This is a genomic window from Pseudomonas yamanorum, from assembly GCF_900105735.1.
GTDB classification, from domain to species: Bacteria; Pseudomonadota; Gammaproteobacteria; order Pseudomonadales; family Pseudomonadaceae; genus Aquipseudomonas; species Aquipseudomonas yamanorum.
This window is the reverse complement of the sequence record NZ_LT629793.1, coordinates 1,719,934-1,738,940: the sequence shown is the minus strand read 5'-3', so window position 1 is coordinate 1,738,940 and position 19,007 is coordinate 1,719,934. Positions and strand designations below refer to the sequence as shown.

At 60.1% G+C, this 19,007-nt stretch carries 16 protein-coding genes; 11 read left to right on the top strand and 5 right to left on the bottom strand.

The window, feature by feature from the left end:
• Positions 1-129 precede the first annotated feature (129 nt).
• The 3 genes from BLU46_RS08390 to BLU46_RS08380 all read left to right on the top strand — a co-directional run bounded on the left by BLU46_RS08390 (position 130) and on the right by BLU46_RS08380 (position 3,102).
• Positions 130-966, top strand: a complete 837-nt coding sequence (locus BLU46_RS08390; protein WP_017479141.1) for a CvfB family protein — start codon at positions 130-132, stop codon at positions 964-966.
• Between the two features lie 54 nt (positions 967-1,020).
• A complete protein-coding gene (locus BLU46_RS08385) occupies positions 1,021-1,428 on the top strand; it encodes a DUF2177 family protein (RefSeq protein ID WP_093200585.1) in 408 nt (135 codons plus the stop codon).
• A gap of 231 nt (positions 1,429-1,659) precedes the next feature.
• On the top strand, positions 1,660-3,102 hold the full coding sequence (locus tag BLU46_RS08380) for an NCS1 family nucleobase:cation symporter-1 (protein ID WP_093200581.1): 1,443 nt from the start codon (positions 1,660-1,662) through the stop codon (positions 3,100-3,102).
• On the opposite strand, the gene BLU46_RS08375 is transcribed toward BLU46_RS08380, so the two are convergent.
• The gene (locus BLU46_RS08375; protein ID WP_093200578.1) at positions 3,014-4,222 is read right to left on the bottom strand and encodes an MFS transporter; all 1,209 of its coding nucleotides are present in this window, start codon (positions 4,220-4,222) and stop codon (positions 3,014-3,016) included. The two genes, BLU46_RS08380 and BLU46_RS08375, sit on opposite strands and share 89 nt — an antisense overlap.
• Positions 4,223-4,326: 104 nt before the next feature.
• Here BLU46_RS08375 and ptrR point away from each other — a divergent pair, with 104 nt between their 5' ends.
• From ptrR to BLU46_RS08365, 3 genes are all read left to right on the top strand, one after another.
• The gene (gene ptrR / locus BLU46_RS08370) at positions 4,327-5,220 is read left to right on the top strand and encodes a putrescine utilization regulator PtrR (RefSeq protein WP_003210727.1); all 894 of its coding nucleotides are present in this window, start codon (positions 4,327-4,329) and stop codon (positions 5,218-5,220) included.
• A gap of 137 nt (positions 5,221-5,357) precedes the next feature.
• Positions 5,358-5,480, top strand: a complete 123-nt coding sequence (locus BLU46_RS33370; protein ID WP_003210728.1) for a PA1414 family protein — start codon at positions 5,358-5,360, stop codon at positions 5,478-5,480.
• A gap of 450 nt (positions 5,481-5,930) precedes the next feature.
• On the top strand, positions 5,931-8,030 hold the full coding sequence (locus BLU46_RS08365) for an FAD-dependent oxidoreductase (protein ID WP_093200574.1): 2,100 nt from the start codon (positions 5,931-5,933) through the stop codon (positions 8,028-8,030).
• Positions 8,031-8,091: 61 nt separating this feature from the next.
• Here the strand turns inward: BLU46_RS08365 and BLU46_RS08360 are convergent, their stop codons facing one another.
• From BLU46_RS08360 to speB, 4 genes are all read right to left on the bottom strand, one after another.
• Positions 8,092-9,474, bottom strand: coding sequence for a sodium:solute symporter (locus BLU46_RS08360; protein WP_063032460.1), 1,383 nt, complete (start codon positions 9,472-9,474; stop codon positions 8,092-8,094).
• Positions 9,475-9,585: 111 nt separating this feature from the next.
• Positions 9,586-11,091, bottom strand: coding sequence for a purine-cytosine permease family protein (locus BLU46_RS08355; RefSeq protein ID WP_063032458.1), 1,506 nt, complete (start codon positions 11,089-11,091; stop codon positions 9,586-9,588).
• Positions 11,092-11,112: 21 nt separating this feature from the next.
• Positions 11,113-11,538, bottom strand: a complete 426-nt coding sequence (locus BLU46_RS08350; RefSeq protein ID WP_093200570.1) for a YybH family protein — start codon at positions 11,536-11,538, stop codon at positions 11,113-11,115.
• Positions 11,538-12,488, bottom strand: a complete 951-nt coding sequence (gene speB / locus BLU46_RS08345) for an agmatinase (RefSeq protein ID WP_003210733.1) — start codon at positions 12,486-12,488, stop codon at positions 11,538-11,540. The genes BLU46_RS08350 and speB overlap by 1 nt, the downstream gene beginning before the upstream one ends.
• Positions 12,489-12,645: 157 nt before the next feature.
• Between speB and BLU46_RS08340 the strand changes: the two genes are divergently transcribed.
• From BLU46_RS08340 to relA, 5 genes are all read left to right on the top strand, one after another.
• Positions 12,646-13,539 carry a LysR family transcriptional regulator gene (locus BLU46_RS08340; RefSeq protein ID WP_003210734.1) on the top strand — a complete coding sequence of 298 codons (894 nt, stop codon included), beginning with the start codon at positions 12,646-12,648 and terminating at the stop codon, positions 13,537-13,539.
• Between the two features lie 5 nt (positions 13,540-13,544).
• Positions 13,545-14,141 carry a tRNA-uridine aminocarboxypropyltransferase gene (locus tag BLU46_RS08335; RefSeq protein ID WP_093200566.1) on the top strand — a complete coding sequence of 199 codons (597 nt, stop codon included), beginning with the start codon at positions 13,545-13,547 and terminating at the stop codon, positions 14,139-14,141.
• A gap of 100 nt (positions 14,142-14,241) precedes the next feature.
• Positions 14,242-15,144, top strand: a complete 903-nt coding sequence (cysM, locus tag BLU46_RS08330) for a cysteine synthase CysM (RefSeq protein ID WP_017479132.1) — start codon at positions 14,242-14,244, stop codon at positions 15,142-15,144.
• Positions 15,144-16,496 (top strand): 23S rRNA (uracil(1939)-C(5))-methyltransferase RlmD, encoded by a 1,353-nt coding sequence (rlmD, locus tag BLU46_RS08325; RefSeq protein ID WP_093200562.1) that lies wholly within the window; start codon positions 15,144-15,146, stop codon positions 16,494-16,496. The genes cysM and rlmD overlap by 1 nt, the downstream gene beginning before the upstream one ends.
• Positions 16,497-16,630: 134 nt before the next feature.
• Entirely contained in the window at positions 16,631-18,874 is a 2,244-nt protein-coding gene (gene relA / locus BLU46_RS08320; RefSeq protein WP_010176475.1) for a GTP diphosphokinase, read from the top strand.
• Positions 18,875-19,007: the final 133 nt, after the last annotated feature.

The window sequence follows — 19,007 nt, the reverse complement described above, 5'->3', positions numbered from 1 at the left end:
TCAGGCTGATGATCTGACGAGCGGGGCGCCGTCCGTCAAACCCATGATTTTTCAGGGCTGTACGCCTCTACACGGGACCGCCGCCGTCAACTCGGGTAGAATGCCGCCCACGCAATGAGGGTATTTGAGATGGCTTTAGTCGGGCGCTACAACAGCTTGCAAGTGGTTAAACACACTAACTTTGGTTTGTACCTGGATGGTGATCAAGAGGGCGAAATCCTCTTGCCCAACCGTTATATCCCCAAAGATATTCCCAGTGAAGATGAAGACTGGCTCAACGTTTTCATTTATCTGGACAGCGATGACAAACTTATCGCGACCACCGAAAAACCAAAAGTACAGGTGGGTGAATTTGCCAGTCTGAAAGTGGTTGAAGTCAACAGCATCGGTGTATTCCTCGATTGGGGCCTGCCGAAGGATTTGCTGCTGCCTTACTCCGAAGAAAAGCGCCAGCTGACCGCGGGTGAATATTGCGTGGTGCATGTCTACCTCGACAAACACACCAAGCGCATCACCGCCACTGCGCGCCTTGACCGCTACCTGGACAAGACCCCGGCCACCTACAAGGTCGGCCAGGAAGTTGATTTGTTGGTGGCCGAGGCCACCGACATGGGCTTCAAGGCCATTATCAACAACAAGCACTGGGGCCTGATCCACAAGAACGAAGTGTTCAAGTTCCTGCGCCCGGGCAAGGAAGAGAAAGGCTTCATCAAGGAAATCCGCGCCGATGGCAATATCAGCCTGAGCCTGCAGCCGGTCGGTGAAGAAGCGGCCTCCAGCCTGAACTCGAAGATCCTCGCCAAGCTGCGTGACAACAACGGCACCTTGCCGGTCAGCGATAAAAGCGATCCGGCAGTGATCAGCAGTTTGTTCGGTGTCAGCAAAGGCAACTTCAAGAAGGCCATCGGTGCCCTCTACAAACAGGGTCACATCGTGATCCATGCGGATCGCATTGAACTAAGCTGATCCGGGTTTGCTCTTTTGTAGGAGCACGTTCGCTCCTACAAAAGGCCCGCCAGGATGTCCAGGAAAACACTCTTCGCCTACCTCGGCACCTTGCTTGCTTTTCTGATCCTCGACGGTCTTTGGCTCGGCGTCCTGATGGGGCCGACCTACAAAGCGCTGCTCGGCCCACTGATGCTCGACCAGCCGCGCCTGTTCCCGGCCGCGGCGTTCTATCTCCTCTACGTATTCGGTTGTGTGGTGTTTGTCGTCCTTCCGGCTTTGGCGAGCGGCGGCTGGCAGCGTGCCGCGCGGCTGGGCGCATTCCTGGGGTTGGTGGCTTATGGCACTTATGATCTGAGCAATTGGGCGACTTTGCAGGGCTGGTCCGCCGGGCTAGCCATCATGGATATTGCGTGGGGTACCTTCCTCAGCGCCGTTTGCTGCACCGTCGGCTATCAATGTGCACGCAGGGTGCACAATTGATTGTGTACAGGATTGGTCTGCACCATCCCTGAGCGAGCCTGCAGCGTCTAATCATCCCTGCTCCATTGTGTAACCTTCTGAAGACCGTTGTTTCAGAGGGATTGTGCCGAGTTTTAATTCATTGGCACGCATTCTGCTCATCAACTCGTATACAAACGATGCCGCCTCCCGTACGCACTCCCGTCGCGGGTGGCAGGCCGGTATTTACGAGTATTTACGAGGAGCCCTGCGATGACCGAACAATTGCCCAAAGGCTACAGCCCGCGCCTGTACAATCAGGACTTGGGGCCGCTGCCGCAAAAATGGAACTGGTACAACATCTTCGCCTTCTGGATGAGCGACGTGCACAGCGTCGGTGGCTACGTATTCGGCGCCAGCCTCTTCGCCCTGGGGCTGGCCAGTTGGCAAGTGTTGATTGCCTTGCTCGCCGGGATTTGCATTGTGCAATTGATCGCCAATCTGGTGGCCAAGCCGAGCCAACAGGCGGCGGTGCCTTACCCGGTGATCTGCCGGCTGGCCTTTGGGGTTTTTGGGGCGAACATCCCGGCAGTGATTCGCGGCTTGATCGCGGTGGCCTGGTACGGGATCCAGACGTACCTGGCGTCCAGCGCACTGATCATTGTGGTGCTGCGCTTTTTCCCACAGATGGCGGTATACGCAGAGCCGCATTTTGCCGGTCTGTCGTACCTGGGCTGGTTTGGTTTCCTCAGCCTGTGGACGCTCCAGGCGCTGGTGTTCTGGGCCGGCATGGAATCCATACGTCGTTTTATCGACTGGGCGGGGCCCATCGTCTATGCGGTGATGTTTGCCCTGGCCGGCTGGATCGTCTGGAAGGCCGGCTGGGCCAATATCAGCTTCACCCTGGCGGAAAAGTCCCTGTCAGGCTGGCAGGCGTTTGGCCAAATCATCGTGGCGACCGCCTTGGTGGTCTCGTACTTCTCCGGGCCAACCCTGAATTTCGGTGATTTCAGCCGCTACTGCCGGACGATGAAGGACGTACGTCGCGGCAACTTCTGGGGCCTTCCGGTAAATTTCCTGGCGTTCTCCTTGGTCACCGTGGTGATCGTCTCGGGCACCTTGCCGGTGTTTGGTGAAATGCTCCACGACCCAATCGCTACCGTTTCGCGCATCGACAATGACATGGCCGTGCTGCTGGGGGCGTTCGCCTTCGTTACCGCGACCATCGGCATCAACATCGTGGCCAACTTCGTCTCGCCGGCCTTTGATTTTGCCAACGTGGCACCGAGCAAAATCAGCTGGCGTGCCGGTGGAATGATTGCGGCGGTGGCGTCGATCTTCATCACTCCATGGAACCTGTTCAACAACCCGTTGATGATCCACTACACCCTCGACATCCTTGCCGCGTTTATCGGGCCGTTGTTCGGGATTCTGCTGGTGGATTTCTACCTGATCAAAAAACAGAAGATCGACGTGGATGCGCTGTTCGATGACAGCCCGAGCGGACGCTACTACTTTGACGGCGGCGTAAACTGGACGGCGGTCAAGGCACTGGTGCCCGCGACGCTGGTGGGCGTCGCGATCACCTTTACCCCGGCGCTACAGGGCATGGCCAACTTCGCCTGGTTTACCGGCTGCTTCCTGGGTGGGCTGTTTTTCCTGGTGCTGGCGCGGCGTGAACAGGTTCGCGCGCCTGTGCCGATGATTGCCGGCTGACCAGTACCGATCCGGCCACTAGCAATCCGGCGCCGGCGACCACCAGCGCCGGTTGCAGGCCACCGCTGAGGTGGCTGCTCACCGACGCCAGCAACGGCCCGCTCAATTGGCCGATTGCAAAGCTGGCGGTCAGCAACCCGGTGCTGCGCTGGTAGCCGTGGGGGGCGACCTCACGCAAGCGCGCCATCACCAGTTGCATGCACGCCAGGAATGGCCCGCCGCACAGCAACACTCCCAGCGCCAGGCCCCAACCGTTGCCCAGCAGGCAGGCAAACACCCCGGCCGCTTGCAGCCAAAGGGTGGTCATCAGCCAGCGACGGGTGGTGTCCGGGTCCTTGCGGCGCAAGCTCGCGACCACCACGCCAATCGCAGCAGCCAGGCCAAAGCAGGGCCAGAACAGGTCCGCCTGCCAGGCGCCTTTGAATTGCGCACTGGCCATCTGTGACAGGAACGTCGCCGGGATGATGTAGCCAAGGCCATACAACACGTAGATCCAGCACAGGTGAGTGATGCTGCCGTTGCTGGCCACGTCGGTGTGGCTGGCAACGGGGGAGCTGGTGGCGGAAGGCTTGGGCAGGAACGGCAGGATTGCCAGCAGCATGACCAGCGCGACCACGCCATACACCAGCCACAAGGTCGCAGAATCTTGCCCCAGCAGGTTGGAGCCCAGCGCCAGCAGCCCGGTCAACAGAATCCCCAGCCCCGGCCCGGCAAATACCAGCGCACCCAAGCGTGGGCGCCCGGCCGCAATGGCCAGTGGCTGGCTCAGGCTAGTGATCATCACCAACGCCCAGGCGCTCGCCACGCCGGTACCGAAGCGCAACAGCAGATGCGGCCAGAACCCATGGGCCCAGTACGACGCCAGGGTCAGCAGCACACATAACCACAGCCCACCGTACAAACGTCCGCGTACATGGTGATGGCTGCGGGCGAATATCGAATCCACCGCGCCGACGAAATAGCCCAGGTAGTTGGCCGCCGCAATCAGGCCAGCGCCGGTCAGGTCGATCTGGCCTTCGCTGAGCAAATGCGGCATTTGCGGGGTGAGTGCGAAGCGGCCAATGCCCATGGCCATCATCAAGGCGATAAAGCTGGCTAGTAAGCGGATCAGCGGTGACATGATGTTTTTTCCTGGGAGCAGCGAGTGACCATCAGGCTAAAGCGGATTGACTTTCTGTAAAAATGAATAATAGTGAGTAACTTGTTCAGTTTTGGAGAAAGGTGATGGAGTTTAGTCAATTGCGGATTTTCCAGGCCGTGGCCGAGGAGGGCTCCATCACCCGTGCCGCCGAGCGTTTGCACCGGGTGCCGTCCAACTTGTCGACCCGGCTTAAACAAATGGAAGAACAGCTCGGCGTCGAACTGTTCGTGCGCGAGCGTCAGCGTTTGCAGCTTTCTCCCGCAGGCAAAGTATTGCTGGACTACAGCGCGCGCCTGCTGGCCCTGCATGACGAAGCCCATGGCGCGGTGCAGGGCGGGCAACCGGCCGGCGACTTTGTGCTCGGCAGTATGTACAGCACGGCGGCGATTCATTTGCCCAAGCTGCTGGCGCGTTACCACAAGGCCTATCCGATGGTGAACCTGCAGGTGCAGTCGGCCCCCAGTGGTGAACTGCTGGAAGGATTGATCACCGGGCGCCTGGACGCCGCGCTGGTGGACGGGCCGTTGACCCTCGCCACCCTCGATGGCGTGCCGCTGTGCGAAGAGCGCCTGCTGCTGATCTGCGAGGCGGATCACCCGCCCGTGCGTGGGCCGCAGGATGTTGCCGGCCGCTCGGTGTTCACTTTCCGACGCAGTTGCTCCTACCGGGCGCGCCTGGAAGCCTGGTTTTCCCACGACCGCGTGGCTATGGGCCGGGCTATCGAGATCGAGTCCTACCAGGGCATGCTGGCCTGTGTGATCGCCGGATCCGGGGTGGCGCTGATGTCGGAATCGATGCTCGACAGCTTGCCGGGCAAGGACAGCGTGTCCATTCATCCGTTGGCGGAGCCATTTGCCAGCGCCACCACTTGGTTAATGTGGCGCAAGGGCATGCTCGGCGCTAACCTCAATGCGTGGATTGATCTGCAACAAGAGGGCAAGGTGCTACCGGAAACCGAAACCAGAGCGATCGCTTGAACGATCCGTCAGGATTTTGATCAATTCAGTAATAGTTCGTTGTGGTTTCGTTCAAGCAATACGTAGGACTTAAGACTACTATCTGTAGGAAGCGGCCACAGAATTCCAGCCGCTCGGCATTACCCCAAGGGGGCACCATGAAAGAGAAACTGCAAAACTGGCTGCACGACCTCGGCGTCGCACTCGGCTTGATCGAGCCACCGCTGCAACCGGTGCCAATCCGCACCGATGACGAGCAGCGTCGCCCACGTCGCAGGTAAGTCCTGGAAAGCGCTCAAGCACGTTTGTTTGGGCGCGGTCAGGTGGTCTTCCCACGTATTGAAGTCATGATTGATCATGACCTGTCCCTGTGTACTTCTATTCTTCGTCTGGCCTTGGCCGGACGTTTTCGTTTCTGCGGGTTGGTGAGTTTCTCAAAAGCGCCTGCTTTCAGAAACCCTTCAAGAACCCTTCAAGGATTTTGTTTAATCACGCCACGGTGATACGGATAAGTCGTCCGAACTTGTAAGCGTCAATCAGACCTCGGTGTTAAGCGTCGGAAGTGGACTACCTGTTTATCAGAGTTGACTGGCTTATTGGATTCTAAAGATAAGCGTAGGTTGAGTGTCATCACGAAAAGATTTGTATCGTTTGTAGTTCTACAAACTCCCAACTTTATTGAATTCCGATCTCCGGGGCATGAGTCAGTCAGAATTGTTGGAGACAAAACTATGATGTTCTCTTCCGTTCCGCCAGTCGCCGCTTCACTTATCGCCACTACCGAAAATATTTTGCATATCGCACCTGCGTCGAGAGGCTGGAAGGCTGACGCACCCAGCAACGTAGTGTTTTTCCCTCCGACATTAACCAAGCAAGCTCTGCTTATACAGATTGGACTTCTGCGGCCATCAACGATCATTGTCGCGGACCAAGTTATCGATGCCGACGTCATCGGCCAATGGCGTATATCTCATCCATTTGGAAACCTCCACTTGGTCCGTCGTGGTGCGAGTCTGGATAAGGTGCGTCTTGATCTTTGCGAGTCCAACGATATTCAAGTAATCAATACACCAGGCATTAACGCGCCGCATGTCGCCGCCTATATAGCGCACTGGTTGACACTGGCGGATGGCTCCATGCCCCGTGATATCTGTGTGCTGGGATACGGCAATGTAGGGAAAGAGCTTGTTGAGTTACTACTTGATCAAGATCCGGGTGTTCGGATCAAGGTGTTGGATCGACGTGATGGAGTAGCGGGCAATATCGGGAAAGCCTCTTCCGATTGTAGAGTCTCATTTGCCGCTAACTGGCTCGACGCGCTGGAGGGTGCCTATGCGGTCGCCATATGCGTGTCCTTGAATGATGAATCCGCGCATCGCATTGATCGGACCCTCATTCAACGTCTGCACAGACAAGCTCGCCTGGTCTGTGTCTCCAAGCCGGATGTCTTTAGCGATGATGCTTTGCAGACCCTGGCAATGGCTGAAGACATCCAGCTGGTATTGGACTACGGCCCCCGGACATTGGATGCGTTTCGGATGCGCGCACAAGCGCTCGGCTGCTGTGTCTCCAAGTGGCGCAAGCCGGCGACGCTGACGACACAGGCGGCCACCACCGAAGCCTGCCATTGCGACCTCGACTATGCGGTCTCTGTGCAACTGAGCTTGATGGCCTTGCGCGGCCTTGTCAGGCGCAAGCTTGCACACTCATTGACGATCCCCTCTCAGCAGGCCGATGCCGGTGCGCCGCGCGTGTCGATCATCGGCAGAGGTATCAACGGCCTGCTCCAGGCTGTGATGTTCCGCCTGGCGAATTATCAGGTCATGGTTTACGGAGGAAATCAGGAGCGCGATGGCGCCAGTCACAAGCAGGTGAACATGCGTCATCTGTCAGCAACGGAGACGACTGCAAAGCCGCTGCATAACGATTATCTGACTCCCGGAAATCAGTACTTGGCCGTTGAGTGCAATCGAGCAGGCATCGAGCTGCTTGAAAAGCTCCTGGCCGACAACCCGTCGTTGGCGCGATTCGCGCGGTCGCGGATCGTACGCGCCTATGTGGACGGCGCCAGTGGCGTAGAGGCCGCGATCAGCGAGCAACGTGATATCGAAAACAGGCCTTGGCCGAGTGGCAAGCCGGGACGTGAACTTGCAGAGATCGGTCAACTGCAATTCCAGGCAACGTATGGCGTCCCTGGGGTCTGTCGGGCGATTGAGGTGTCGGGCTACGATCTGGAGTTCAGCCATCTTATGGAGGAGATGGCGTCGCTTTTGCAGGGCTCCGGGGTCCAGTTCATGCCCCAGCGCCTAAGCCCGATCCAAATTGCTGACCTGAGTAGAGAGCACTTCGTCGTCACCGCCATGGGGGTAGAGGAGCCGGAGGTAGTTGCGATTATTGGCTGGTTTTTCAAGCTTCGCGCCGTTGGTAATGAAGGTGTCGAAATGCGCGGACTCAAGCTGCAGTACGATCTGCCAATCGGCGTCATGAATTGCCGGTTGGACGGGGACTGCATTCTTGTCTCAGGCGGGCAGGTTCCGCCCGATTCGACGCCGCAGTACAAGGAGCAGATACGGGCGGCGTGCCTGGCTGCTGTTTCTCGGCACTTTCCACAGTCCTACGCCAGGGCGATCGAACGTGGCGACTTGCAGCTTATCGAATGTGCCAGGCCCGGCACCGCAGATGGACTTTCAATCGTCCATTGGTCCGCCTACAACCGAATTGTGGCGGGGGCAACTTACGCCGCAGGTACAACCCAGGGATTGGTTTGGGCCTCTTTGGTGCAGGCCGTCATCCAGGCAAGAGCGCCGGCGGTTTCGGCAATGTGGGAATAAAAAAAACGGGTGCGACATCCGACGTCGCACCCGCTGAAGAAAGCTTCTTTCAAATGTTTTTTCAGATCGCCCGAGCGGCTACGGCCTCCGGACGACGCGACAGCAAGCTCACCACCACAAAACTCACAAGACCCACACCCAGGCTGTAGTAGATCGGCGTGTTGGCATCCAACCCATCCTTAATCATGAACACCAGTGCGGTCACAAAGCCCAGGGTCATGGAGGTGATCGCTCCGGACGTCGTCGCACGTTTCCAGAAAATCGCGCCGATCAGCGGAATCAACATACCGCCCACCAACAGGTTGTAAGCCAGGGTCAGCGCGCTGATCACATCGCTCACCACCAGTGCGATACCCAGTACGGCGATACCGGTCAGCAAGGTAAACAGGCGGTTGATCTTCAGGCTCGACTGTTTACCGCCCCGCAGGCGCGGCAGCAGGTCTTCGGTCAATACGGTGGACGCGGCGAGCAAGCCGGCACTGGCGGTGGACATCATCGCGGCCAGTGCGGCGGCGATCACCAGGCCGCGGATACCGTCCGGCAACGAGACTTTGACGATGGCGGCAAACGCGTTGTTGACGTTGTCCAGGTCCGGGATCAGTACATGGGCGGCCATGCCGATCAGCGCACAGGCCAGGCCGTAAAGGATGCAGTAGAAACCGGCGAATGTACCTGCGTACTTGGCGACCTTTTCGTCACGGGCGGTGAACACCCGTTGCCAGATGTCCTGGCCGATCAGGATGCCGAAGAAGTAGATCATGAAGTAGGTGATGATGGTGTCCCAGCCGATTTCAGTGAAGCTGAAATTCGACGCGGGCAGCTTGGCCACCAATTCATCCCAGCCGCCGACGCGGTACAGGCAGATTGGCAGCAGGATAAACATCAGGCCGACGGTCTTGATCACGAACTGCACGATGTCGGTCAGGGTCAGCGACCACATGCCGCCGATGGTCGAGTAAACCACCACCACACCACCGCCCACCAATACCGAAATCCAGAACGGCAGGTCGAACAGCACTTGCAGCACGGTGCCTATGGCGAGGATCGAGGTCACGCCGATCATCAGCGCGTAGGCCAGCATGATCACTGCGCTGGCCTGGCGGGCCATGGGGTTGTAGCGTTTTTCCAGGACCTGGGTCACGGTGAAGATTTTCAGCTTCAGCAGCGGCTTGGCCAGGAACAGGTTCAGCGCAATGATCCCGGCACCCAGCGCGGCGCATAGCCAGAAACCGGAAATGCCATGGACATAGCCCAAGCGTACGGTGCCGACGGTGGACGCACCGCCCAACACCGTGGCGGCCATGGTACCCATGTACAGCGTCGGGCCGAGGTTGCGGCCGGCCACCAGGTAATCTTCATGGGTCTTGGCGCGGCGCATGCCGTAGTAGCCGAGCACCAGCATGCCGGCGGCGTAGATGAGGACGACGAATAGATCTAAAGCCATGACGGCGGGTCTCCGATTATCTTTTTTATGTGGGGCTAAGGGGCGCAATGTGGCGAGGGAGCTTGCTCCCGTTGGGCTGCGCAGCAGCCCCAATCCATTCCAGGCAATTCATCAGGCGGCCTCACGACTGCTGCGCAGTCGAACGGGAGCAAGCTCCCTCGCCACAGTCGGCCCGTAAACGGAAGCCGGTTCAGGGAACAGGCGAAGCAACGTCAGGTACACCAGCGAGGCAAGGCCAAGCGTCACCGGCAAGCTGATGTCGATGCCATCGGCGAGGTTGCCCAGCGGCCCGACAAACTGTCCCGGCAGGTTGACGAAGCACAGACCCACCAGTGCACTCGGAATCCAGGCCCCCAGGCCGCGCCAGTTCCAGCCGTGGCTGAACCAGTAGCGCCCGCCGGTTTCACCGCGGGTGAATACTTGCAGGTCGTCCGGGCAGTAATAGCCCCGGCGCACGATCAGGCCGATGATCATCATCACCATCCACGGCGTGGTGCAGGTGATGATCAGCACGGCGAAGGTCGACACGCTCTGCACCAGGTTGGCGGCGAAACGTCCGATAAAGATGAAGGCAATCGACATCACCCCGATCAGCAGCGTCGCCTTGACCCGGGACAGCAGGCGCGGGAACACGCTGGACATGTCCAGCCCGGTGCCATACAGCGAGGTGGTGCCGGTGGACATGCCGCCGATCACCGCGATCAGGCACACCGGCAGGAAAAACCAGCTGGGTGCTACCGCCAGCAGGCCGCCGACGTAGTTGTTGGCCGCGATGTAGTCCGGTGCCTTGACCGCCACGATGGTCGCGGTGGCCAGGCCGAACAGGAACGGGATCAACGTCGCGATCTGCGCGAACACCACCGCCAGCATGATCCGCATCTTCGAGGTTTCCCGCGGGATGTAGCGCGACCAGTCACCGAGGAATGCGCCGAAGGAAATCGGGTTGCTCATGGCCACCAGTGCCGCACCGATAAACGCCGCCCAGAAACCGGTCTGGCCGAGGGCAACGGTGCCGGCGAAGTGGCTGTCGAAAGCGGGGGCGAAGGCGAAGATGCCCAACAGGAACAGCAGGCTCGCCGCCCATACTGCAATGCGGTTGACCCACAGCATGAAGCGAAAGCCGTAGATGCACACCGTCAGTACCAGAATGGCGAACACGCCGTAGGCCAGGCCCAGGGTCAGGTCGGTTTCCGGCAAGCCCACCAGACGTTTCGCACCGCCCACCAGCGCATCGCCTGAACTCCACACCGACAGTGAGAAGAATGCGATAGCGGTCAGCAGCGACAGGAACGAGCCGACAATCCGCCCGTGCACGCCAAAGTGCGCACCGGAAGACACGGCATTGTTGGTGCCATTGAGCGGGCCGAACAGGCCCATGGGCGCGAGGATCACCGCACCCACCAGCACGCCCAGCACAATCGCCCAGACGCCGGCCTGGAACGACAGGCCAAACAGCACCGGAAAGCTCCCCAGCACCGCAGTGGCGAAGGTGTTGGCACCGCCGAAAATCAGGCGAAACAAATCCTTCGGCCCGGCGGTACGTTCGTGGTCCGGGATCTGTTCGACGCCGTTGGTTTCTATGTTGCGAATACTGTTTTCGTTGTTTTTATTATTCATGATCTGCTCCGATCACATTGGCTAATGGGGCGGCAGCCCTTCCGGCATAGCGGACAAATGTTCGTGACAGGCCAGCCACAGGCCTTCTTTTTGTTGTGTGCGATCCCCTTGTCGCTTGAAGACAATGGTCTCGCGTTCCTGGCTAAAGAATTGCTCCCCGTTCATGCGCAGCTCGGTGGCCACGTCATGCACAAATACCGCGACGTCACCTTGCAGGCTGACGAAAGCGTTGCTTGAGGTGCAGGACAGCACCTCAAATCCCTCGTCCCGGCGCCAGCTGTCCCACAACACCTGATAGGCATCGCGACTCAGCAGCGGCTGGGGGAGGGTGTAGAACACGAAGCTGGCGTCGGCACTGAACGCACCGAAATAGGCATCGCGATCATTGCGGGCGAAGGCCGACACCAGGTCGGCCGCGGCTTTTAATACCTCGGCCTGGGCGCTCATCAGCGGTGCGCCACGCCCGGCAGTACGCAGAGCATTTCGTACAGCAGGTTGGCGCCGAGCAGCGAGGTGTTGCCAGTGGTGTCGTACGGCGGCGAAACTTCTACCAGATCGCAACCAATCAGATCCAGGCCTTGGCAGCCACGGATGATTTCAATCGCCTGGATCGTGGTCAAGCCACCGATTTCCGGGGTGCCGGTGCCAGGCGCCCAGGCTGGGTCAATGCCGTCGATGTCGAAGCTCAGGTACACCGGGCCGCCGCCGACTTTCTCGCGCACTTCCGCCATCAAGGGGGCCAGGGAGTGGTGCCAGCATTCTTCGGCCTGGACCACACGGAACCCCTGTTTGCGGCTCCAGTTGAAGTCTTCGGCGGTGTAGCCCTGGGCGCGCAGGCCGATTTGCACCACGCGGTCGCAATCCAGCAAGCCTTCTTCCACCGCGCGGCGGAAGGTGGTGCCGTGGGCGATTTTCTCGCCGAACATATGGTCGTTGACGTCGGCGTGGGCATCAATGTGGACCAGCCCGACCTTGCCGTGTTTCTTGTGGATCGCCCGCAGGATCGGCAGGGTGATGGTGTGGTCGCCACCCAGGGTCATCGGGATCACGTTGTGTTCGAGGATCTCGTCGTAGGCTTCTTCGATGATGCGCACGGCGTCCAGCAGGTTGAAGGTGTTGATCGCCACGTCGCCGATGTCGGCAACCGACAGCGAGTCAAACGGCGCGGCGCCGGTGGCCATGTTGTAAGGGCGGATCATCACCGATTCAGCGCGGATTTCCCGCGGCCCGAAACGGGTGCCGGCACGCAGGGAGGTGCCGATATCCAGGGGCACGCCGACAAAGGCAGCATCCAGGCCCTTGGCCGATTGCAGATGGGGAAGACGCATCATGGTGGCGATGCCGGCGAAGCGCGGCATTTCGTTGCCGCCCAGTGGTTGGTGGAAAATCTTGTCCACGGGATTGCCTCATCGTTGTGTTTATTAGAGGCCGATTCTGCGAAATGCACGGGAAGGGAAGAATCGGCAGGGGCAAATACTTAGTTCAGATTTTTCTAAACTAATGCCTGAGGTAAACTCGGCTCCCACAGGTTTTATGTTTGCTTCTGGAGAGCCCATGGCCAACGCCTTGCCCGACCTGAAACTCCTGCGCATCTTCGTCAGCGTCGTGCGGCACCAGGGTTTCGCCAATGCCCAGCACGAACTCAACCTGTCGACCTCGGCCATCAGCACTTACATGAGCCAATTGGAAGCCGCGTTGGGTCTGGTGCTGTGCCATCGCGGCCGGGGCGGGTTCAGCCTCACCAGCAAGGGCGAGCTGTTCCATCAGGAAACCCTGCGCCTGCTGGGCGAGCTGGAAGGCTTCGAGCAATACGCCGCTGCGCTGAAAGGCGAGTTGCGCGGCACTCTGAAACTCGGTGTGCTCGACTCCACCGTCAGCGACAAAGCCTTGCCGTTTGCCGAAGTCATCGGCGCCTACAGCCAGGAACACCCGGCGGTGCATCTGCACTTGTCAGTGATGAGCCCTTACGAATTGCAGTTGGGGGTACAGGACAATCGCCTGGACCTGGCCATCGGTGCCTTCTCCAACCGCATGAGCGGGCTGATCTACATGCCGCTGTACCGCGAACAGCACTGGCTGTATTGCAGCACCCGTCACCCGCTGTTCAACGAGCGGCGCATCCCGGAGCAAGTGATCACCCAGCAACGCATGGTCGGTCGTGGTTATTGGAGCCAGGCCGAACTGGCGCGCCACGGCTTCAAGCACAGCGCCGCCACGGTCGAAAGTATGGAGGCGCAACTGATCCTGGTGCTGTCCGGCGCCTACATCGGCTACCTGCCGGAACACTACGCCCAGGCCTGGGCCGACAAGGGGGATTTGCGGGTGCTGCTGCCGGCGACCTTTGGCTATCAGGCGCCGTTCTCGATGATCATGCGCCGGGGCCGCAGCCGCGAACCATTGATCCAGACCTTCCGCGATTTACTTAAAGCCCAGCTCAACCAGGCCTGAAAACCATGTCCAGACCCCAATGCCCCCGCTGCCTGCGGCCCATCACTCATTGCCTGTGCCCGCTGATTCCCCGGCTGGATAGTCGCACTCGAGTGTTGCTGTTGCAGCATCCGAGCGAGGTGAATCACGCCTTGAACACAGCGAGGTTGGCGGCGCTGGGGTTGGTGAATGCGCAGTTGGTAGTGGGCGAGGTATTTGAAGATTTGCAGGCGTTGTTGAATCCGCCGGGTTATCAGGCGCGGCTGTTGTTTCCTGCCGAGGATGCGCAACCGTTGCAGGCCTACACGCCATCCGACGAACCGTTGCTGCTGGTGGTGCCGGACGGCACCTGGCGCAAGGCACGCAAGTTGTTGCACCTCAATCCTTTGTTGGCAGCATTGCCAAGAGTGACGCTGGCGGAAGGCGCTGTGTCCCGCTATCGGCTGCGCAAGGCGCCGGGGCCCGGGGCATTGTCGACGGTGGAGGCCATCGTGCAGGCGTTGCAGGTGCTCGAAGCGCCCACGTCATTTGAGCCGCTGCTGAAACCGTTTGAGGCATTGATCGAAGGACAGATTGCCGCGATGGGCGATGAAGTGTTCCAGAGAAACCACGGCCCCACCTGACTTATTCCATTAAGCGATAAGCACCACACTTTGCGTGATATGGCCCGCCAGTCTTTCCCGGTATGATGGTCGCCCCCGCAGTCTGGATTGCGAATACGCCATGACCTTGCAGTACCCCACCATCGCCGATTGCGTCGGCAACACCCCGCTGGTCCGCTTGCAGCGCCTGCCGGGCAACACCAGCAATACCTTGTTGCTCAAGCTTGAAGGGAACAACCCGGCCGGCTCGGTCAAGGACCGCCCGGCGTTGTCGATGATCACCCGCGCCGAGTTGCGTGGGCAGATCAAGCCCGGCGACACCCTGATCGAAGCCACCTCCGGTAATACCGGGATTGCCCTGGCTATGGCTGCGGCTATCAAGGGCTACAAGATGGTCCTGATCATGCCCGACAACGGCAGCGCCGAGCGCAAGGCGGCGATGACCGCCTATGGCGCCGAGTTGATCCTGGTCACCCAGGAAGAAGGCATGGAAGGTGCTCGTGACCTCGCCGAGCGTATGGCCGCCGAAGGCCGTGGCCTGGTGCTGGACCAGTTCGCCAACGGCGACAACCCCGAGGCGCACTACACCACCACCGGCCCGGAAATCTGGCGCCAGACCCAGGGCACCATCACTCACTTCGTGAGTTCGATGGGCACCACCGGCACCATCATGGGCAACTCGCGCTACCTCAAGGAGCAGAATCCCGAGATCCAGATCGTCGGCCTGCAACCGATGGAAGGCTCGGCGATCCCGGGGATCCGTCGTTGGCCCGAAGAGTATTTGCCGAAGATCTACAACGCCGCTCGGGTTGATCGCATCATCGACATGGCACAGCGTGAAGCCGAAGACACCACCCGCCGTCTGGCCCGTGAAGAAGGTATCTTCTGCGGCGTGTCGTCCGGTGGCGCGGTAGCCGGGATGTTGCGCTTGTCCCAGGAGTTGGAAAACGCGGTGATCGTTGCGATCATCTGTGACCGTGGCGACCGTTACCTGTCGACCGGCATTTTCGACGCGCCCAACTGATGGCCAAGCACGAGAGAGGCCTGCGCTTCCAACCGACGGGCGGCAGCCGGGCCCCACAGATTCCAGTAGGCAAGAAGCAGCGCCTGACCATCGAGCGCCTGGCCAACGACGGCCGTGGCATCGTGTTCTTTGAAGGCCGCACCTGGTTTGTGGTGGGGGCGCTGGCCGGCGAAGAGGTGGAAGCGCGGGTGTTAGGCGCCCACGGCAAAGTGGTCGAGGCCCGCACCGAGCGCGTATTTACCGCCAGCGAACTGCGCCGCCCGGCACCCTGTGTACACGCCGGCCGTTGCGGCGGTTGCAGCCTGCAACACCTGCCCCATGACGAACAGCTCGCCCTGAAACAGCGCATGCTTGCCGAGCAATTATCCCGCGTGGCCGGTGTCGAACCCCAGGAGTGGGCCGCGCCTTTGAGCGGGCCGGAATTCGGCTATCGCCGCCGTGCACGCGTGGCCGTGCGCTGGGATGCCAAGGCGAAGAAACTTGAAGTCGGCTTTCGCGCCGTGGCCAGCCAGGACATCGTCGCCATCGACGATTGCCCGGTGCTGGTACAGGCCTTGCAGCCGATCATGCAGCGGTTGCCAAACATGTTGCGGCGCTTGAGCAAACCTCAGGCGTTGGGGCATGTGGAGTTGTTCAGCGGGTCGTCGATCGCCGTGTTGTTGCGACACATGGCGCCCTTGTCCGAAGCGGACCTGACGATCCTGCAGGAATTTTGTACTTTTCATGAAGCGCAATTGTGGCTGCATGGAGAGGGTCAGCCGCAACCCTTCGAACCGGACCAGGCCTTGGGCTATCGTCTGGAACAGTGGGATTTGCAGTTGGCGTACCGCCCGGGAGACTTTGTGCAGGTCAACGCCGGGGTCAACCAGGCGATGGTCGCCCAGGCCCTGGAATGGCTGGCGCCAAAGCCCGACGAGCGGGTGCTGGATTTGTTTTGTGGTTTGGGCAACTTCGCCTTGCCGCTGGCCCGCCAAGTGCGGGAAGTGGTGGCGGTGGAAGGCGTGCAGGCCATGGTGGACCGGGCGGCACACAATGCCGTCAGTAATAATTTGCATAATGTGCAGTTTTTTCAGGCCGATTTGTCTCAGCCTTTGACCGACGCGGAGTGGGCCAAAGAGGGCTTTTCTGCGGTACTCTTGGACCCACCCCGCGATGGTGCCCTGGAGGTTGTGCGCAAGCTCGCTACCCTGGGGGCTGATCGCCTGGTGTATGTGTCCTGCAATCCGGCAACGCTGGCGCGGGACACGGTCGAGTTGGTCAAGCAAGGCTACCGGCTAAAACGTGCCGGGATCCTCGACATGTTTCCCCAGACGGCCCATGTCGAGGCCATGGCGTTATTTGAAGCGGGCTAGGATGCCCGTTTAATCCGACTGGCCTGCATCTCCTGGGCCTGTGACCTGCCAGGGAGCGTGCACAAGCTTTTTTGTAAAGCAGGTCAGCGATGATTTTGACGCACTAAAGGTGCGTCGTAGGGAAGGTAAGCAAGATGGTACAGGTGAGAGCACACCAGCCGATCAACACCGACGGCAGTATCAATCTCGAGGCATGGCTGGATCATGCCATCAGTGTCGACCCGGCACTGGACCGTGAAGCCTTGAAAGCAGCCTGCGAGTTCGCTCGTGAGTCTGAACAGCAAGACAATGCGGCCAAGAACCTGTGGGCCGAAGGCACTTCAAGCTTTCGCACCGGGTTGGAAATCGCCGAGATCCTCGCCGATCTCAAGCTCGATCAGGATTCGCTGATCGCAGCGGTGCTGTATCGCGGCGTGCGCGAAGGGCATATTCAATTGCCCACCGTCAGCCAGCGCTTCGGCACTGTGGTGGCCAAGCTGATCGACGGCGTGCTGCGCATGGCCGCGATCAGTGCCAGCCTCAGCCCGCGCCAGTCCATGGTGCTGGGCACCCAGGGCCAGGTGGAAAACCTGCGCAAGATGCTGGTGGCGATGGTCGACGACGTACGTGTCGCCCTGATCAAGCTGGCCGAACGCACCTGCGCGATTCGTGCAGTGAAAACCGCTGATGACGAAAAGCGCAACCGCGTCGCCCGCGAGGTGTTCGACATCTACGCGCCCCTGGCCCACCGCCTGGGCATCGGCCATATCAAGTGGGAACTGGAGGACTTGTCCTTCCGTTACCTCGAACCCGATCAATACAAACAGATTGCCACGCTGCTCCATGAGCGGCGGCTGGACCGTGAGCGTTTCATCGCCGACGTGATGAGCCAGTTGCGCACGGAGTTGCAGGCCACCGGCGTTGAAGCCGACATCAGCGGCCGGGCCAAACACATCTATTCCATCTGGCGCAAAATGCAGCGCAAGGGCCTGGCCTTCAGCCAGATCTACGACGTGCGTGCCGTGCGCGTGCTGGTGCCGGAAATGCGCGACTGCTACACCGCGCTGGGTATCGTGCACACGCTGTGGCGGCACATCCCCAAGGAATTCGACGACTACATCGCCAACCCCAAGGAAAACGGTTACCGCTCGTTGCACACGGCAGTGATCGGCCCCGAGGGCAAGGTGCTGGAAGTACAGATCCGTACCCATGCGATGCACGAAGAAGCGGAGCTGGGTGTATGCGCTCACTGGCGCTACAAGGGCACCGACGTCAAGGCCGGGTCCAACCAGTACGAAGAGAAAATTTCCTGGTTGCGCCAGGTGCTGGAATGGCATGAAGAGCTGGGCGACATCGGTGGTTTGGCCGACCAGTTGCGGGTGGACATCGAACCCGACCGGGTCTACATCTTCACCCCCGACGGCCACGCGATCGACCTGCCCAAGGGCGCCACGCCACTGGACTTTGCCTACCGCGTGCACACCGAGATCGGCCACAACTGCCGTGGCGCGAAGATCAACGGGCGCATCGTACCGCTCAACTACAGCCTGCAGACCGGTGAACAGGTCGAGATCATTACCAGCAAGCACGGTACGCCGAGCCGCGACTGGCTGAACCCGAACCTGGGCTACATCACCACGTCCAGGGCGCGGGCGAAGATCGTCCATTGGTTCAAATTGCAGGCGCGCGACCAGAACGTCGCCGCCGGCAAGACCTTGCTCGAGCGCGAATTGGCGCGCCTGGGCCTGCCGCAGGTGGACTTCGACAAGCTGGCCGAAAAGGCCAACATGAAGATCGCCGAAGACATGTTTGCCGCCCTCGGTGCCGGTGATTTACGCCTGGCGCAGTTGGTGAATCTGGCCCAGCAACTGGTTGAGCCGGAGCGTGGCAGCGAGCAGCTGGAACTGATCCCGCGTAAAGCCACCGGCTACAAGCCAGGCAAGCGTGGCGATATCCAGATCCAGGGTGTCGGCAACCTGATGACGCAAATGGCCGGCTGCTGCCAGCCATTGCCGGGCGACGCTATCGTCGGTTACATCACTCAGGGACGCGGGGTGAGCATTCACCGTCAGGACTGTGCCTCGGTGTTGCAATTGGGCGGGCGCGAGCCGGAGCGGATCATCCAGGTCAGCTGGGGCCCGGTGCCGGTGTTGACCTATCCGGTGGACATCGTCATCCGTGCCTACGACCGTTCCGGCCTGCTGCGCGACGTGTCGCAGGTGCTGCTCAATGAGCGGATCAACGTGCTGGCGGTCAATACCCGCTCGAATAAAGAGGACAACACCGCGTTGATGTCCCTGACTATCGAGATTCCTGGGCTGGACGCGTTGGGGCGGTTGCTGGGGCGTATTTCCCAGTTGCCGAACATCATTGAGACCCGGCGTAATCGCACGCCATGAGTAGCTGGATGAGCGCGGACTAAAATGTGGGAGCGGGCTTGCTCGCGAAGGCGTCGTGTCAGTTGCATGATATTTGACAGACACACCGCCTTCGCGAGCAAGCCCGCTCCCACATTTGATCCTCAGCGTTTCC

Excerpts from the sequence above, each read along its gene's own strand:
- BLU46_RS08390 (WP_017479141.1), top strand. The coding sequence starts at position 130 with ATGGCTTTAGTCGGGCGCTACAACAGCTTGCAAGTGGTTAAACACACT.
- BLU46_RS08385 (WP_093200585.1), top strand. The coding sequence starts at position 1,021 with ATGTCCAGGAAAACACTCTTCGCCTACCTCGGCACCTTGCTTGCTTTT.
- BLU46_RS08380 (WP_093200581.1), top strand. The coding sequence starts at position 1,660 with ATGACCGAACAATTGCCCAAAGGCTACAGCCCGCGCCTGTACAATCAG.
- BLU46_RS08375 (WP_093200578.1), bottom strand. The coding sequence starts at position 4,222 with ATGTCACCGCTGATCCGCTTACTAGCCAGCTTTATCGCCTTGATGATG.
- ptrR (WP_003210727.1), top strand. The coding sequence starts at position 4,327 with ATGGAGTTTAGTCAATTGCGGATTTTCCAGGCCGTGGCCGAGGAGGGC.
- BLU46_RS33370 (WP_003210728.1), top strand. The coding sequence starts at position 5,358 with ATGAAAGAGAAACTGCAAAACTGGCTGCACGACCTCGGCGTCGCACTC.
- BLU46_RS08365 (WP_093200574.1), top strand. The coding sequence starts at position 5,931 with ATGATGTTCTCTTCCGTTCCGCCAGTCGCCGCTTCACTTATCGCCACT.
- BLU46_RS08360 (WP_063032460.1), bottom strand. The coding sequence starts at position 9,474 with ATGGCTTTAGATCTATTCGTCGTCCTCATCTACGCCGCCGGCATGCTG.
- BLU46_RS08355 (WP_063032458.1), bottom strand. The coding sequence starts at position 11,091 with ATGAATAATAAAAACAACGAAAACAGTATTCGCAACATAGAAACCAAC.
- BLU46_RS08350 (WP_093200570.1), bottom strand. The coding sequence starts at position 11,538 with ATGAGCGCCCAGGCCGAGGTATTAAAAGCCGCGGCCGACCTGGTGTCG.
- BLU46_RS08340 (WP_003210734.1), top strand. The coding sequence starts at position 12,646 with ATGGCCAACGCCTTGCCCGACCTGAAACTCCTGCGCATCTTCGTCAGC.
- BLU46_RS08335 (WP_093200566.1), top strand. The coding sequence starts at position 13,545 with ATGTCCAGACCCCAATGCCCCCGCTGCCTGCGGCCCATCACTCATTGC.
- cysM (WP_017479132.1), top strand. The coding sequence starts at position 14,242 with ATGACCTTGCAGTACCCCACCATCGCCGATTGCGTCGGCAACACCCCG.
- rlmD (WP_093200562.1), top strand. The coding sequence starts at position 15,144 with ATGGCCAAGCACGAGAGAGGCCTGCGCTTCCAACCGACGGGCGGCAGC.
- relA (WP_010176475.1), top strand. The coding sequence starts at position 16,631 with ATGGTACAGGTGAGAGCACACCAGCCGATCAACACCGACGGCAGTATC.